Raw genomic sequence first — 15763 nt, forward strand, 5'->3', positions numbered from 1 at the left:
GGAACGACGGCGGCAGCGCCCGGCTCTGTACGTCCCTGAGCGGACGGACGTTCGGCAAGCAGATCGAGCGCATCCGCGTCGCCCCCGAGACGTACCGGGCACTGGCCGGGCCGGCGCAGCGCCGCCGTCCGCGCGCTCGTCTTGTCCATGCTCGTCGGCGAGACCGGCATGCACCATGCCGGCCTTGGGACGGGTACCCGGCCGGCGTGGCGATCGGCTGCGGCGGCATCTGCTGGTCGTCGGTCCCGGCCGGGGTCCACGCGTCTGATCGTCTTGCCATGATTGGCAGGGCCACGGATGATCCGATCATGAACCGGCCGGCGAGACATGTATCACGGGGTCTACTCGGCGCGGGCACGGCTCTTGGCGTTTACACTGCCGTGGTCCTTCTCGTCCCCATGATGACGTTCAGCCTCGCCCTGCTGCCGATCCTCCTGCTGTACACGCCGTTCGCGTTCCTGCTCATCGGCATGGTCGGAGTCGTCGTCGAACTGACAACGGAGCGGTCGCCGGCGACTCTCTCGTTCGGTCCGGTTGGACGCTCTGCCCAGCCGTATACCTCGTGATCTTCTTCCTCACAGGTTGACGCCGCATCAGGACAGCACTCACGATCGCCCCCATCATGGTCAGCCGCCCCACGCGTTGGAGTACGTCAACCCCGGTGGCTCAGGGGTTGCGACCGCATGGTTGTGGTCACCGCTAGTGGCTGTCCCGCTGTTCCCCGACCCAGTTCCAAACGGCGGCCACTCGCTCCGCCGCCCGTACCGAGCGGCCGTTCCTGGCGGCGGGGGCGCGGCGGGCCGGGTCGAGGGCGCCGGCCGGCGAGCGGCCCATGACCTTGCGCCAGCTCGCCGGGTCGGGCGTGATCAGCGCGACCCGTGCCCGGTCACCCAGTGCGGCGATCTGCCGCTCCACTCCCGGCATGACCCCGCCGCCCCGCGTCATCGGGGCGATGACCACGATGCGGTCGTATCCGGCGGCCACGTCCAGATTGGCCGGTGATCGCATCCCGCCGTCGATGTAGCGGCGCCCGCCGATCGTGGCAGGCGGGCGGACGCCAGGGCCGGCCGTGCCGGCGCAGACGGCGTCCACGAGGCCGACCCCGCTGGCCGCGTCGAAGTCGGCGGGCTTGCCGGTCTCCGCGTCCACGGCGGTGATGACCAGCCGCTTGTTCGGCCATTCCCGCACGTCGTCACCGAGCAACCCCGCCACCTCCGCCCGGCGTTCCTGCTCGGTGGAGGTCTTGGCAGCCAGCGCGATCCTGCCCATCCGGGCGCCGTACTCCTCGATCGTCTTCGACCTGGTCAACTGCCACACGATCCGGAACAGCGCGAACGGCGACGACTTCGGCGCCTGCTCGCCGGCCTGCGGGCGGAGCTGGCGGGCGTACAGGTCCAGGGGGTCGAGCCCCGTGGCGAGCTGCGCGCCGACCACCGCGCCCGCCGATGTGCCGACGATCAGGTCGGCCTCGCGCAGGTCGAGACCGTCCGCCGCGAGCGCGGCCAGCACCCCCGTCTCCCAGGCGATCCCGATCATCCCGCCGCCGCCCAGCACCACTGCCCTGCCTGCCATACGCGCTCGCTTGAAGCCCAGAACGTCATCGATCTCCCGCTCGGGCACCTCGCGCCCGGCTCCCAGAGGCGACCTCCGCCCGCTCCGGCAGCAGCATCCGGGCCCGACCGTCATCCAGCGGTAACCGCCCGGGAGCACCTGTAACGTACGATCCGCCAGGTGTCGCGGTGTAGGGACATATGTCATGAATTGCCGTCCAGTCCGGTCCCGCTGGGCGCTCGATCGTCTCTGCCTGCCATCCCCGGCCGGACGATTCATCGTCGATGGATGGCTTGGGGCTGCCCATCGCCGCCAGCGGAGACACCCTGCTGCCGGGCGGCGGCCTTGAGGGCGCGGCGGGCCGCGGGCCCGGACATCCCCTCCGGCGTCCACCCTGTCGCCCGGCTCGGTCATGCAGAGGTTGCCGGTGGCCCGGTACCCGCCGCCCGCGGCGAGATTGTCGGTGGGGTTCCCTACGGTTGCGGGCATGATCAACGCCTGGGACGCGGTCCGCGCGGCCATCGACGCCGAGGACCTCGCCGCCATCGCCGCGCTGCTGACCGGACTCGACGACGCCCAGCGGCGCGAGGTGGCGCGCGAGCTGCCCCGCTACCTGCCGGTGGCGCAGCGGGCCGGCGAGCGCCGGGACATCGAGCGCCATCAGGAACACCAGGCCCGGTGGCGGGAGCTGGCCGTCCAGGCGGAGCAGGAGGGCAGGAGCGTATGGGAACTGCCCGAAGCGCTCGGGATGATCAGCAACAGTCTTGTGGGCGCCCGCGGTCGGTCTTCGCCTTGATGTCGTCCTGGCCGATGAGCAAGCCCACCGCACGCGACCTCGGCCGCCTGGTGCTCGCCGACGGACCCGGCGGGCCGGGACTTGCCCTGCTGCTGGCCCGCCACTTGCTGGAGGGGCCCGACGGCGACAGGGTGCGGCCGCTGCTGCTCCTGTCCGCCTCCGGTGGCCTGCCGGGCGCCGAGCTGGGCAGACAACTGGCCGTCCTGCTGGAACGCGGGCATGGCCGCCCGGGCGACGCCATCGCCGCGCTAGCCGAGGCCGCCAGGCTGGGCGCGCACCGGCAGGTGTGGCAGGTGATGACCGGGCTGCTGCCCGCGTACCTGCCGGGGCCCGGGGAACGGGCGACCAGCGTGCACACCAGGCTGCTGCGGCTGGCGGCCGAGGTCGCCGGATGGGCGGACGCGCGGGGCGAGCTGCCCGTGGTGGCCGAGCTGGCCGGCCGGACCCGTACCAGCGAGCTGGTCCGCCAGGCCCGCGACCTGCACGCCCTGCTCACCGGCCCCGCCTGATCCGCCGGCGCGGCGGGCGTTGGAGGCGACTGCTGCGAAGGCCGGCCGACGTACCTTACGGTCCGGACAAGACCATCTCGCTTCGGCCTGCGAAAGCCGATCCGGCGGCGTGGTGCCGTACCCACCGGGCGGTCTCGCGCGGCTGGGCCGGTGAGGTGCACCTTCGACGGTGAGGGCGCGGGGGTCAATAGCGGTGGCCGACCTGGCATCCCTGTGTTCGGGTGCGCTGACCAGGCGGAGCGTTCTACGCCGCGGCGGCCTTGTCGGCGGCGAGCTTGGCGCGGTGCCGCTGGCGTTGAGCTGGGGTGATGCTTGTTGACACCTCAGGGCTGTTCCGTGGGGAAATGACGTGCCGTGGATCGTATGCCTGGCGCGGTGTGCCCCGATCGGGCGGGCGATGCGGATGAGATCGTCGAGGTCGATGCTCACACCGGGACCGGGGTTCTCCTCAGCTCATCACGAACCACGATCGGTGCCGAATGTGCGCGCGTTGTCTGCCGCATGTCTCGGTTCGTCGACGGCTGCCACCGTCGGTCGCGGCCGTGACACGACCATGACACGGCGCGGTCGAGGCGGGGATACGCCTGGCCGACAGTGGACGGGTCGGACGGCGGGCGAGTTACGCAGCGCGCTGCGAAGTGATCCGGCCACCCGCATCGGTACGACGCCGTACGGCCCGGGTGGCCCCGGCACCACGGTGTCGCCCTCATCGAGCAGGGCGAGATGAACCGGCCGGAGGTGTTGTGCCCGCCCGTCGGACGGAACGTCACGGCGAAGGTGATCAGGAAAAGGAGAAGGCGTGGCTGATGACAGGCAATGGGACCGGCGTTCGCTGCTGCGGGGCGCCGCCGTGCTGGCCGGTGCCGCGGCGGCCCCGCCGCTGCTGGGCGGCGCGGCCACCGCGCTGGCCGGCAGCGGTGACGCGGACGCGCTGTTCGAGGCCGGCAAGTTCGAGGAGGCGGGCCGCGCGTACGAGGAGATCCTCAAGAAGGACCCCAGGAACCTGCACGCGGCCCGCCGGCGCGGCCATGTAGCGCTGCTGGCCAATCGGTTCGCCGACGCCGAGAAACACCTCAAGACGGCCCTCGCCCTGGCGCCCGACGACAAGGACGCCAACTACTTCCTGGCCGACTGCTACATCCGGCAGGACAAATTCGGCCTGTCCGCACCCCACTGGAGAGCGGCCGGCGAGGACAGCTACGCCACGTGGTTCGCGGCAGTCCGGGGCGAGGCGTACCAGGTCCACGGCGAGACCGCGCGGGTGTCATGGAAGCAGACGGACCCGATGCCGCTGGTGGAGGCCTCGGTCAACGGCGGACCGGCGAAGCGCTTCACGTTCTATACCGGCGCCCCGAATCTGAGCGTGCGCGCGTCGGTGGCCAAGGAGGCCGGGCTGAGCCCCGTCGCCAGTCAGAGGATCGATTTCGAGGGCGGCGCCATCTGGGCGTACTACGGGATACTGGACTCCTTCAAGCTGGGCGGCATCGAACTGCGCAACGTCCCGGTGGGCTGGTCGGCGACGGAGTCGGGCGACGACGTCGACACCGACAGCGACGGCCTGATCGGCACGTGGGTCTTCTACCACTTGCTGACCACCTTCGACTACGCGGGCAGGCAACTGATCCTGCGCCGCCGCACCCCCGAAACGGCCAGGAAGGCACGCGCCGCCGCCAGGCGGGCCGGCGCCGAACCCCTGCCGCTGTGGCTGGCCCGTGAGCAATACCTGCACAGCACGGGCAGCTTCGCCGGCGACGCCGGCTCCCGCACCGGGGTGGTGGGCGTGAACTTCGGCGGAGGCAGCGAGATCGCCGCGGGCATGCGCGGGGAAACGGCCGAGCGGTTGGGGATCCGCACCGACTACGACCGCCAGGTCGGGACTTTTGCGCAGAGCCACCCGGCCGTCGTCTATCCCTGCTACCCGAAGGAGATCCGCCTCGGCAACGCCGTCGCCAAGGAGGTCTACTCCTACACGAACCCCAACCAACCGGTCAACGTGCCCTCGCCCTATGGGACGGGGTTCGACACGATGGGCTGGTTTTCCCACTGCTTCTGGAAGCCCTACAACATCACCGTCGACTTCACCGACATGAACCTCTACATCGCCCGCGGCGAGGCCGCCTGATCACCGCGACTGCACGGGCGTCATGGGAGCTACCTGGAACGGCCGGCTCCTACGGTGGAGGGGAGAGGGCGGGCCCGGTGCCCGCACTCCGTCGCCCGGTGCCGCACCCGGGAGTGTCCCGGCCGCCGCCCCAGCGGCAGCCACGCGCGGTCGCAGCCCGGCGAGTTGCTGATCGAGCAGGGTCGTCAGCCGGCGTCCGGCGCCCTCCGGCCGGCGGCCCGGCCGTTTCGGGGCAGGCGGCTCTGAGGCCGCACCTGCGGTTCCAGACGGTGAACGCGGCCTCGCGGACGACGCCGGCCGGGGCGAGGTCGGCCGGCGGCTTCACAGCGGCGTCTCGGCTCGGAGGCGGTCGGCGTGGCGCTGCTGGTGCTCCAGGGCCACGGACAGGAACCTCTCGATCAGGGTCAGCTCAGCCGGCGTGAACCGGTCCAGCTCGGTACGGGCGTCGGCCAGGACGGGGCCCCAAATCTCCTCGCTGAGTCGTTCGGCCCGTTCGGTCAGGTGTACGAGCACGCGGCGGCGGTCGGCCTCATCCCGATGGCGTCGCGCCAGCCCGGCCCGCTCCAGCCTGTCGATGACGGTGGTCATGGCGCCTCCGGTGAGCCCGGCGGCGGCGGCCAGTTCGGTGGCGGTCAACGGCCCTCGGGCGCTCAGGCGGCTCAGGCAGCGCAGGTCGGTGCGGTTGACTCCGAGACGGCGTGCCGCCAGTTCGTCGATGACGTCCGTGGCGTCTTGAAGCTCCTGCACGGCCCTGGCGAGCGCGTCGATCAAATTTTGCTTTGACAATCTAATCCTTAGAAAATTAAAGTGTCTGCTCGTCGCACTTTACTCTCCCGGAGGCGAGCATGTCGAACCAGCAGATTGTCCTGCGCCCCGCCATCGGCGAGGACGTTCCCGCCCTCCTCGCGCTCATGGACTCCGTCCTCGACTGGCTCGTCGCCCGCGGCCGTACGCAACAGTGGGGCACCACGCCCTTCTCCCGCATCCCGGGCTTCCCCGGCAGGGTCGCCGACTGGACCGCCCAGGGAGCGATCACCCTCGCCCAACGGGGTGAGGCCTGCGTGGGGCTGCTCGCCCTGGGCCCCACGGCGCCGCCCCGCGTGCCGGCCGGGCTGGTGCCCGACGGGGCCATCTTCATCCACACCGTCATGTCCGACCGCGGACCCGAGGGTCGCGGAGTCGGCGCGACGCTCCTGGAGGAAGCCGAGCACCGCGCCAGAACGTACGGATCTCCGGCCCTGGCCCTCGACCACTGGGCGGGCAGTCCCGAACTGGACCGCTTCTACGAAGGGCGCGGATACGTCAAGGTGGGCGCGTACGAGGACAAGCAGGAGGGAGGGGCCGTCCGCACCACCGTACGGGTCCATCGGCTCACTCCGTCCGCGGACAGGCCTGAGGGCTACGGAGAGTGAGAGGCGTACCCGGTCGACGACACCGACGACGCCATGGGCCCGGAGGGCATACCCGCCGACCATCCTGTGCATCCCGTCGGGATCATGCGGGTGGATGACGGCGGTGCTTTCCTGGTCACGGCCCTGCACGCTGGAGCCGGCGCGCGCGCGTTGAAGTCCGAGGCCGGACAGCTGCCCCCGGGGCCGGGCTGGCACCGACTGCGCTACCCACGCTCAGAACATGGACGGGGCTGCGGAGGCGGACACCTCCGACGAGGTCATCGACAGCTGTCTCCTGCAGATCTGGCCTCAGGACGAGCCGGCACCACGCGATCAAACGGGGTGCGCCGGTAGTAATGAAGAAACTTCCAACGAAGCACCGGCCCGACCTGCGGCAACGGCCGCGTCGGCGGCGGCACCATGAGCTCATCCGATGGCCACCGATCGCTCACCCCGCGACTGCGGAACCTGACCCCGGTGACCCTGATCCGCGACAACACCCCGACCGATATCGCCAAGCATTACCCGCACGCCGGGGCCGCTGTTGGGCGCACAATTCAAAATAAGTTACCCCGTTCACTGGACAATCCCCGCACACTATGGCCAGCAGTCGAGCGAATAGTCGGCGGCCGGGGAGATACATGATGAGAATTGAGATGTCTATCTCGTTGCGCGAAGCCGCATTTCATGCCCTCGCCAATGGAGCCGATCTGCTGCCAACCCAGCTGACCTGGGGCGGAGCATCTTGGACGGCAGAACGAGTGCGCAACTTCAGCCAGTGAAGATGGCCGTTTCGGCTTTTCCGGCGAATACGGGCGACGTGCGTGGTGACAAACGTTTACGGCAGGCCGTTAGAGTCAACTTCATGGAATGGAGTTTTCAGGCGGCCGAAGACCTCGCAGCTGCATTGCGTGCCGGTGAAGTGAGCTCGGTGGAACTGACCGACGAGGCGATCGCCCGTATCGAGCGGGACGACAAAGTGATCAACGCTATTTGCGTGCCGGACTTCGATCGTGCGCGGGACGCCGCGCGCGGTGCCGACCAGGCACGCGCGCGCGGTGAGGGCCGGCCGCTGCTCGGCATTCCGGTGACGGTCAAGGAGTCGTACAACATCGCCGGGCTGCCCACGACCTGGGGCATGCCGCCGCACCGGGACTATATGCCGGCCCAGGACGCGGTACAGGTGTCGCGGCTCAAGGCCGCGGGCGCGGTGGTGCTCGGCAAGACCAATGTGCCGTTGGGGCTGCAAGACATCCAGAGCTTCAACGACATCTACGGCACCACCGTCAACCCGTGGGATCACGGTCGCACGCCGGGCGGATCCTCCGGCGGGTCGGCGGCGGCCCTGGCGTCCGGGTTCGGCGCGCTGTCCATCGGCTCCGACCTCGCCGGCTCGCTGCGCACCCCCGCGCATTTCTGCGGCGTCTACGCGCACAAGCCGACGCTCGGACTGGCGGCCAACCGCGGCATGGTCCCGCCGTCCGAGCCGGCATTGCCGGCCGACCTCGACCTCGCCGTCGTCGGTCCGATGGCCCGCACCGCCCGCGACCTCACGCTCCTGCTCGACGTCATGGCCGGACCGGACCCGCTGACGCTCGGCAAGGCGCACGACCTGACGCTGCCGCCCGCCCGCCACGATCGGCTCCGCGATTTCCGGGTCATGGTCCTCGACGAGCATCCGCTCATTCCGACCGGGTCCGCCGTGCGGGCGGGCGTGAACCGGGTGGCCGCCGCGCTCGCCGACGGCGGCGCCCGCGTCGAACGGCACAGTCCGCTGCTGCCCGATCTGACCGAAGCCGCGACGCTCTACATGCAGTTGCTGATTTCGGGCTCCGTCGCGCGTTTTCCCATCGAATCGTACGAGCGGCTGCGGACCCGCGCCGCCGGACCGATCACAGACGACCAGAGTCTTGACGCCGTGCGGCTGCGCGCCATGGTGTTCAGCCACCGCGACTGGATGGAGGCGAGCAACCGCCGCGAGGTCCACCGCCACGGCTGGCGGCAGCTGTTCGCCGAGTTCGACGCCGTGGTGTGCCCGATCACGCCGACGCCCGCGTTCCCGCACGACCACGACCCCCATCCGCTGGAACGGCACATCGACATCGACGGTGTCGAGTACCCGTACTTCGACCAGCTCGTCTGGGCCGGCCTGGCCACCATGCCCGGCCTGCCCGCCACCGCCATACCGGCGGGTCGGTCCCCCGAGGGCCTGCCGGTGGGTGTGCAGCTCATCGGTCCGATGTTCGAGGACCGCACCCCGCTGCGGCTGGCCGAACTGCTCGAGCAGAGGATCGGCGGCTTCCACGCACCGAAATAGCGCATCTTGCCGGGTATCCGTCGAGGACGAGGTGCGGATCGGTCTCCTCCCGGCACAGGAAGTCCACGGTGCCGGCCGTCCGGGAGATCGACATTCGTCCGTGAACCGGCAGAGCTGTTTCACGAGCCCTCGCTTGTGCAACGGGAGGGCGCCGATTAACTCGGTGGCCTGACAGGGGCTGAGCTACGTCGCCGGGCTCATCCCGGCGAAAAGGGCGTCGAGGATCCGGTCGACATACTCATGGGTCAGTGGTTCCTGCGTGATCAGGAGTTGGAAGTACAGCGGGCCGGACAGGATCGCCATGGCCAGGTCGAGGTCGAAGGCGGGCGACAGTTGCCCCTGGTCGCGGGCCGTCTTCAAGCGGGCGACCGTCTTGTCCGCCTGTGGGGCGATGAAGCGCTCGTTGAGTGCGGCGGCGATCTGGGGATCGTGCTGGGCCTCGGCGATCAGGGCCTTGTACAGGGGGCCGAAGGGCGGCCTGGCCAGCAGGTCAACGGCCGAGTGGATCTGCGCGCGCAAGTCGGCCATGATGTCGCCGGTGTCGGGGTAGTCCAGGGCGGGCTCGTTCAGTGACAACAGCGAGTCGAGCAGCAGGGCTGCCTTGGACGACCATCGGCGGTAGATGGTCTGCTTGCTGGCGCCCGCTCGGGCGGCGACCGCCTCGATGCTCAGTTTGGCGTAGCCGATCTCCTGGCCGAGCTCCAGCGTGGTCCGCATGATGGCCTCGGTCCGGTCGGCGCCGCGACGGTGTGGCGTGTCGGTCATGCCGACACCTTATCGGTACGGAACGTTCCGTACTTGACGCAGGCGCCCGCCGTGGACATCATCTTATCGGTACGGTACGTTCCGTACGGATAAGAACGGCCAGGTCGCCACCCCGCAACGGTGTGCCCTCAACGAGGCCCGACGTTCTTCACCACACCATCGCCACCTCACAGGAAGAAGACGATTGCGTGACGGCTGTTCCCGCCGACCCGACCGTGGTGCATCCCATGCCCGAGCAGCCCCGAGTGGTGCTGCTCAAGCCGCTGGTCACCTCACCGCTGATCGAGGTCGGCGAGTTCTCCTACTATGACGATCCGGACGACCCGGCCGCCTTCGAGACCCGCAACGTGCTCTACCACCACGGCCCGGAGAAACTGATCATCGGCAAGTTCTGCGCGCTGGGCACCGGGGTGCGGTTCATCATGAACGGTGCCAACCACCGCATGGACGGCCCCTCGACCTTCCCTTTCCCGATCATGGGCGGCTCCTGGGCCGAGCACTTCGACCTCATCACCGGCCTGCCCGGACGGGGTGACACCGTGGTGGGCAACGACGTCTGGCTCGGCTACCGGTCCCTGGTGATGCCCGGCGTCCGCATCGGCCACGGCGCGATCATCGCCTCCGGCGCCGTCGTCGTCGAGGACGTCCCCGACTACGGCATCGTCGGCGGCAACCCGGCCCGGCTCATCCGCCGCCGCCACAGCGACGCCGACATCGCCCGCCTCCTCGCGCTGGCGTGGTGACTGGCCGCTCCAGCACCTCACCGAGCACGTCCGGACGATCATGTCCGGCAGCATCGACGACCTGGAGCAAGCGGCCCCCGCGCTCCCGCACCACTGATCCGCCCGTATCAAGCACGACAGAATCGGTTCACCAGCATGCCTGCTCCGTCCCACCCCAACCCGTTCGCCGGCTGGCTTCGCGACCACGCCGCCCCGCTCACCCACCTCGACCCCGAGGCGCCGCTCGACGACCTGGAGCCGCTGCGCGACCTCGTCGGCAGCGCACGCGTGGTCGCGATCGGCGAGAACTCCCACTTCATCACCGAGTTCTCCCAACTGCGGCAGCGAATCCTGCGCTTCCTGGCCGAACGCTGCGGCTTCACCGTCCTGGCCTTCGAGTACGGCTTCAGCGAAGGCTTCCCCCTGGACGCCTGGGCCCAGGGCGAGGGCGCCGACGACGACCTGTCAGCCCAGCTCGCCACGGCCATCCCGGTGGGCGTCGAGGAGCCGCTGCGCCGGCTACGCCGGCACAACGCCACCGCCGGGATGCCGATCCGCTTCGCCGGGATCGACATCCCGGCGGCCGGCGGATCACTGCTGCCCGCCCTGGCCCCCGTCGCCGACTACCTGCGCGACATCGACCCCGAGACCCTGCCGGCCATCGAGCAGGCGATGCGGATCGCCGGATCGTTCGCCGGAGCCTCCGCCGCCTCGGCCGCACCCGCCTGGACCCGCCTGCCCACCGCCGAGCAGGACGCGCTCAGCGCGATCCTCATGCGCCTGCTCCTCCGCTTCCGCGCCGTCGAGGTGCTGTACGTCTCCCGTGGCGACCGGCACAGCTACGACATCGCCCTGCGCCGCGTGGAGGCCGCCTGCCACGCCGACTACGGTTTCCGCGCGATGGCCGGCCTGTACGCCGGCACCGGGTGGACCGCCGACACCTCGGCCCGGGACGTCTACATGGCCGGATCGGTCCTGTGGCACCTCGACCGCTCCGGCCCCGGGGCCCGCATCGTGCTGGCCGCCCACAACGCCCACATCCAGAAGACGCCCGTCTCCTTCGACGGCCACCTCACCGGGCTGCCTATGGGACAGCACCTGCACAACAGGCTCGGCGACGACTACGTCGCCCTCGCCCTGACCAGCATCACCGGACGCACCGCCGACATGCGCCCCGACGAGAACGCGCGCTTCGGCTTCGCCATCGACGACACCGCGCTGCAGCCACCCGAGCAGGGCAGCATCGAGGCCGCCTTCGCCGACGCCGGACTCGGGCTGAGCATCGGCGATCTCCGCCGGGCGCCCCGCGAGGTCCCCGGTCCCGACCGCTACCGGATCCAGAGCGCCTACCTGCACACGCCCATCCTGGACGCGTTCGACGCCGTCCTCACCACCCCGGCCTCCACCGTGGCCGACCTCGAAAGCTGACGAACCCCAAGATGACGCAGCACGATCCCACCCCGGCCACGCCATCGCCGGAGCCGTCCAGGAGATCATCGGCCGGGCCCGGAACCCGCGGACCGGGGAGTAACGACATCCGCATGCTGACGACAACGACGAATCGCGAGGGAAACGGCACATGACGAACGCCGATGTGATCATTGCGGGCGCCGGCCCGACCGGCCTCATGCTGGCCGCCGAACTGCGGCTGGCCGGGGTGCGGCCGCTGGTGCTGGAACGGCACCCGCACCGCCGCGACACCCCGAAGGCCGGTGGTCTGGGCGGGCAGATCCTGGAGCTGCTGCGCTATCGGGGCTTGCTGGAACGTTTCCAGGCGGCCTGCCCCGGCCCGATGCCCGCTCCCCGGTTCCCGTTCGGCGGGGTGCATCTGGACTTCACCCAGCTGGAAAACCCGCCGCTGCACGCCCTGCCGCTGCCGCAGCAACTGCTGGAACGGCTGCTCGACGAACGCGCCGGTGAACTCGAGATCGATGTCCGGCGCGGGCACGAGGTGACCGGGATCAGCCAGGACGAGACCGCGGTGACGGTGGACGTGCGGGGCCCGGACGGGCCGTACCAGGTGAGCGCCCGCTACCTGGTGGGCTGCGACGGCGCCCGCAGCCGCGTCCGCGACTGGGCCGGTATCGGCTTCCCCGGCACCGTCTACCCGGAGGTCAACCGGCTGGCCCAGGTCACCCTGCCCGGCACGGTCACCGTGCTCGGCAACGGCGATCTCGACGTCCCCGGCTCCGGCACGATCCGCGCCGGTTTCACCCGCACCGACCACGGCCTGTTCGGCCTCGGCTCCTCACCCGGCGCCACGAGCGTCTCCCTCTACACCATCGAGGACGAGACCACCGAGTACGACGACGACGTCCCGATGACCCTGACCGAACTCCAGGACAGCATCCACCGGGTCCTCGGCACGCACCTGCCCGTGGCCGGATCGACCCGGCTGTCCCGCTTCACCTTCAAAGCCCGCCAGGCCGAGCACTACCGGGCCGGGCGCATCATGGTGGCCGGGGATGCGGCGCACCTGTTCCCGGCCACCGGCGTGGCACTCAACGCGGGCATGCTGGACGCGGTCAACCTGGCCTGGAAGCTGGCCGCCGACCTGCACGGCTGGGCACCGCCCGGCCTGCTGGACACCTACCACGACGAACGCCACCTCGCCGGGACCCGCACCATGCTGCACACTAGCGCCCAGGTGGCGCTACGCCGCGGGCACGACCCGGCCGCAGAAGCGCTCCGCGAGGTCTTCCAGGAACTGCTCACCGACGAGCAGCCGCTGCGCCGCATGGGAGCCTTCGTCGCCGGCACCGACCTCCGCTACCCCATGCCCGGCACCGATCACCACCCGCTGACCGGCACCTTCGCCCCCGACCGCGCCCTGCACACCGACCAGGGCGTCACCAGCGTCGCCGACCTCCTGCACCCCGCCCGGCCCATCCTCCTCGACCTCGCCGACCGCTCCGACCTGCGCGAGGCCGCCCGCGACTGGGGGCAGCGCGTCGACGTCCACACCGCCAAGACCGACCAGCGACCCGCCGACGCCCTGCTGATCCGCCCGGACGCCCACATCGCCTGGGCCGCACCCATCGACGACCCCGCCGGAACAGCCACGCCTGCGCTACGAGAAGCACTCTCCACCTGGTTCGGCACACGCTGACCTCGGCCGCAACCACGCGCCCCGAGAAAGAGGCACTCGGCGTGCCGGCCATGGGAATCGAACCCGGCCAGCCCGCAACTGATGGATGAACCACGACCGAATCCCGCACCACAACGATGGCCCGCCCGCTACGCGGGCCATCGTCGGTGACCAGCGACCCGGGCCATGTCCGACCAACGCGCGTGGATGGCGTGCCTGGCACCACCACCTGCCCGATCCCCATCACCTGGTCGTTGACGCGTTCACAAGCGTGAGACCAGTCATTAACTGCTTTTAGGAAGGATCTGCGTGAAAGCGTTGCTCACCCTGACCTGCGCAGGTCAGTTCATGGTGCTGCTCGACAACACGATCGTCGGCGCTGCCCTGCCCGACATGCAGCAGCAGCTCCACACCGGGCTGACCGGCCTGCAGTGGATCGTCGACGCCTACGTGCTGCTGGTGGCCATGCTGCTGCTGTCGGGCGGCGTCTTCGCCGACCGGTTCGGCCGCAGGCGGGTGTTCCTGGCCGGGGTGGCGGTGTTCACGGCCGCGTCGGTGGTGTGTTCGCTCGCGCCCTCGATCGGCTGGCTGATCGCCGGGCGGGTGCTGCAGGGCGTCGGGGCCGCGGCGCTGAGCCCCGCCTCGCTGGCGCTGCTCGCCGCCGCGTATCCCGCCCCGAGGGAGCGCGTCAGAGCGATCGGGTTGTGGGCCGGTTTCAGCGGCATCGGCCTGGCCGCCGGACCGCTGGCGGGCGGGATCCTGGTGGAGTCCTTTGGCTGGCCCGCCATCTTCCTGGTCAACGTGCCCATCGGGGCTGTCCTGCTGCTGGCCGGGCTGCGCGTGCTGCGCGAGTCCCGCAACCCGAGCGCGCCGCCGATCGACGTCCCCGGCACGGTCCTGTCCGTCGCGGGCGTGGGCGCTGTGACCTACGGCCTGATCGAGGGCGGTTCCCGAGGCTGGACCTCGCCGGTGATCCTGGGCAGTTTCGCCGCCGGGCTGGTGCTTCTGGCCGCGTTCGTCGTGGTCGAGGGTCGTGTGTCGACGCCGATGCTGCCGCTCCGGCTGTTCCGTCAGCGGCTGTTCACGGTGTCCAACACGGCGATGGTCGTGGTCGGGTTCGCGCTGATGGGGTCGTCGTTCTTCTTCTCCCAGTTCTTCGTCTACGTCCAGGGCACTTCGATCCTGGTCGCCGGGCTGCGGACCTTGCCCGTCTCGCTGGCCATGGTGATCGTCAGCCCGTACGCGGGCCGGTTCGCGGCCAGGTACGGCTTCCGCGTCGTCGTCGGCATCGGCCTGGCGCTGGCCGGGCTGGGGCTGCTGGCGCTGGGCTTCGTCCACGCCGATACCGGCTACGGGAACGTGTGGTGGCGGCTGGCGGTCGTCGGCATCGGTTTCGCTCTCACCATGTCGCCGCTGACCGGGGCCGCCATCCAGGCGGTCAGCCCGCAGGAGGGCGGCCTCGCCTCGGGCGTCAGCAGCACCACCCGGCAGATCGGCGCGGTGCTCGGCGTGGCGATGCTCGGGGCGATCGTCCACACGCGGCAGTCCGGCGGCGCCTCCTTCGAATCCGGCCTCAACAGCGCCTTCCTCGCGGCGGGTGCCGTGACGCTGGCCTGCGCCGTGTTCACCGGCCTGTGGCTGACCGCGGCCCGGACACCGACGGGCGTCCGGGCCGCACAGCCAGGAGGCCAAGCAGTCAGTGAGCCGCCGCTGACAGCTCCTTCCACCACTCGGCCCACGTCTTGAGCCGCTCGGAGTAGGCCTGCTGGGTCATCCGCAGCCCTTCAGTGCCGAAGAACACCCGCAGCGGCGAGCGAGCCGCCGGTCATGGGGCGAAGAGGACTTTGGATTCGAGGTCGAGTCGGGTGGTGGGGTTGGCGGCCGGCGGGGTCAGGCTGAGGATCCAGTTGCCGAACCGGTGTCCACGGACACAAGCCGACACTCGGGCTGGCGGCGAACCGCGGTACGGTCCCGCCCTCGAGGGACGACTTCCTCCACGTGGAGGCCCACGACCGCCCGATGTCCTCCTGCGCCACCCCGGCCGGCTCCCCCTGCCGCACCGGCAAGGCCAAGGGCGCCACCCAGTACCGCATCGCCCGCTTCCGCCTCGTGCCCGCCCTGGCCAAGGCGCTCAACGTGCCGACCCCGGCACTGCGCAGACCGGGCTCGGCCTGGACGGAACTGTCCCGCGCCGCCGCCGGCACCCACTCATCCGGACACGCCACGCACCCAGGAGGCATATGGGTGGCCCAGCGCCATCAACCGCCTTCTCATCCTCAACGCGGAATACCAGCCTGGACGCGCGGCACAGTCCTGCTGCTCCGCGAAACCATCGGATTCTGAACCACCCGTCGGGCAATGGGCCCGGATTTTCCAGCCGGGTTACAGGCAGATCTGACGTTGCGCCGGGCGTCTGAGCGCCGGCCAGCGGGGGGCGTCCTCGGCGGCCGCGACGGCGCGCTGGGTGGCGGGCTTGACGCCGGCGCCGGACTGGGAGTCCGC

At 70.5% G+C, this 15763-nt stretch carries 13 protein-coding genes and 1 pseudogene; 11 read left to right on the forward strand and 3 right to left on the reverse strand.

The features are described 5' to 3' along the window. The first annotated feature begins 206 nt into the window (after nt 1-206). Nucleotides 207-566: a hypothetical protein gene (locus ACTWPW_RS31420; protein WP_443170746.1), complete on the forward strand. Its 360-nt coding sequence runs from the start codon at nt 207-209 to the stop codon at nt 564-566. A gap of 133 nt (nt 567-699) precedes the next feature. Here the strand turns inward: ACTWPW_RS31420 and ACTWPW_RS31425 are convergent, their stop codons facing one another. After that, nucleotides 700-1572, reverse strand: a complete 873-nt coding sequence (locus ACTWPW_RS31425; RefSeq protein WP_443170747.1) for a patatin-like phospholipase family protein — start codon at nt 1570-1572, stop codon at nt 700-702. Nucleotides 1573-2038: 466 nt separating this feature from the next. Between ACTWPW_RS31425 and ACTWPW_RS31430 the strand changes: the two genes are divergently transcribed. The 3 genes from ACTWPW_RS31430 (at nt 2039) to ACTWPW_RS31440 (ending at nt 4978) form a co-directional block, all read left to right on the forward strand. Continuing rightward, complete coding sequence (locus ACTWPW_RS31430; RefSeq protein WP_443170748.1) at nt 2039-2347, forward strand: hypothetical protein; 309 nt, start codon at nt 2039-2041, stop codon at nt 2345-2347. A gap of 14 nt (nt 2348-2361) precedes the next feature. After that, a complete protein-coding gene (locus tag ACTWPW_RS31435) occupies nt 2362-2856 on the forward strand; it encodes a hypothetical protein (RefSeq protein WP_443170749.1) in 495 nt (164 codons plus the stop codon). Nucleotides 2857-3655: 799 nt separating this feature from the next. Then, the gene (locus ACTWPW_RS31440; RefSeq protein ID WP_443170750.1) at nt 3656-4978 is read left to right on the forward strand and encodes an aspartyl protease family protein; all 1323 of its coding nucleotides are present in this window, start codon (nt 3656-3658) and stop codon (nt 4976-4978) included. A gap of 321 nt (nt 4979-5299) precedes the next feature. On the opposite strand, the gene ACTWPW_RS31445 is transcribed toward ACTWPW_RS31440, so the two are convergent. Then, nucleotides 5300-5764 carry a MarR family winged helix-turn-helix transcriptional regulator gene (locus ACTWPW_RS31445; protein WP_375112488.1) on the reverse strand — a complete coding sequence of 155 codons (465 nt, stop codon included), beginning with the start codon at nt 5762-5764 and terminating at the stop codon, nt 5300-5302. Between the two features lie 59 nt (nt 5765-5823). Here ACTWPW_RS31445 and ACTWPW_RS31450 point away from each other — a divergent pair, with 59 nt between their 5' ends. Next, nucleotides 5824-6390: a GNAT family N-acetyltransferase gene (locus ACTWPW_RS31450; protein WP_443170751.1), complete on the forward strand. Its 567-nt coding sequence runs from the start codon at nt 5824-5826 to the stop codon at nt 6388-6390. A 763-nt stretch (nt 6391-7153) separates the two neighbouring features. Further along, the gene (locus ACTWPW_RS31455) at nt 7154-8686 is read left to right on the forward strand and encodes an amidase (RefSeq protein WP_443170775.1); all 1533 of its coding nucleotides are present in this window, start codon (nt 7154-7156) and stop codon (nt 8684-8686) included. A 183-nt stretch (nt 8687-8869) separates the two neighbouring features. On the opposite strand, the gene ACTWPW_RS31460 is transcribed toward ACTWPW_RS31455, so the two are convergent. Then, entirely contained in the window at nt 8870-9451 is a 582-nt protein-coding gene (locus tag ACTWPW_RS31460) for a TetR/AcrR family transcriptional regulator (protein WP_443170752.1), read from the reverse strand. Nucleotides 9452-9678: 227 nt separating this feature from the next. Here ACTWPW_RS31460 and ACTWPW_RS31465 point away from each other — a divergent pair. From ACTWPW_RS31465 to ACTWPW_RS31485, 5 genes and pseudogenes are all read left to right on the forward strand, one after another. Then, nucleotides 9679-10291 (forward strand): annotated as a pseudogene (locus tag ACTWPW_RS31465) (CatB-related O-acetyltransferase). Nucleotides 10292-10329: 38 nt separating this feature from the next. After that, the gene (locus ACTWPW_RS31470) at nt 10330-11601 is read left to right on the forward strand and encodes an erythromycin esterase family protein (RefSeq protein WP_443170753.1); all 1272 of its coding nucleotides are present in this window, start codon (nt 10330-10332) and stop codon (nt 11599-11601) included. A gap of 151 nt (nt 11602-11752) precedes the next feature. Beyond that, nucleotides 11753-13282 carry an FAD-dependent monooxygenase gene (locus ACTWPW_RS31475; RefSeq protein WP_443170754.1) on the forward strand — a complete coding sequence of 510 codons (1530 nt, stop codon included), beginning with the start codon at nt 11753-11755 and terminating at the stop codon, nt 13280-13282. A 288-nt stretch (nt 13283-13570) separates the two neighbouring features. After that, nucleotides 13571-15007, forward strand: a complete 1437-nt coding sequence (locus ACTWPW_RS31480) for an MFS transporter (protein ID WP_443170755.1) — start codon at nt 13571-13573, stop codon at nt 15005-15007. Between the two features lie 252 nt (nt 15008-15259). Continuing rightward, a complete protein-coding gene (locus ACTWPW_RS31485; RefSeq protein ID WP_443170756.1) occupies nt 15260-15604 on the forward strand; it encodes a zinc finger domain-containing protein in 345 nt (114 codons plus the stop codon). Nucleotides 15605-15763 lie beyond the last annotated feature (159 nt).

It is taken from the genome of Nonomuraea sp. KM90 (assembly GCF_052246675.1).
GTDB lineage: Bacteria > Actinomycetota > Actinomycetes > Streptosporangiales > Streptosporangiaceae > Nonomuraea.

Bases quoted from the DNA above. Each gene is read 5' to 3' on its own strand.
- ACTWPW_RS31425 (WP_443170747.1), bottom strand. From the start codon at position 1,572: ATGGCAGGCAGGGCAGTGGTGCTGGGCGGCGGCGGGATGATCGGGATC.
- ACTWPW_RS31470 (WP_443170753.1), top strand. From the start codon at position 10,330: ATGCCTGCTCCGTCCCACCCCAACCCGTTCGCCGGCTGGCTTCGCGAC.
- ACTWPW_RS31435 (WP_443170749.1), top strand. From the start codon at position 2,362: ATGAGCAAGCCCACCGCACGCGACCTCGGCCGCCTGGTGCTCGCCGAC.
- ACTWPW_RS31475 (WP_443170754.1), top strand. From the start codon at position 11,753: ATGACGAACGCCGATGTGATCATTGCGGGCGCCGGCCCGACCGGCCTC.
- ACTWPW_RS31460 (WP_443170752.1), bottom strand. From the start codon at position 9,451: ATGACCGACACGCCACACCGTCGCGGCGCCGACCGGACCGAGGCCATC.
- ACTWPW_RS31450 (WP_443170751.1), top strand. From the start codon at position 5,824: ATGTCGAACCAGCAGATTGTCCTGCGCCCCGCCATCGGCGAGGACGTT.
- ACTWPW_RS31430 (WP_443170748.1), top strand. From the start codon at position 2,039: ATGATCAACGCCTGGGACGCGGTCCGCGCGGCCATCGACGCCGAGGAC.
- ACTWPW_RS31455 (WP_443170775.1), top strand. From the start codon at position 7,154: ATGGCCGTTTCGGCTTTTCCGGCGAATACGGGCGACGTGCGTGGTGAC.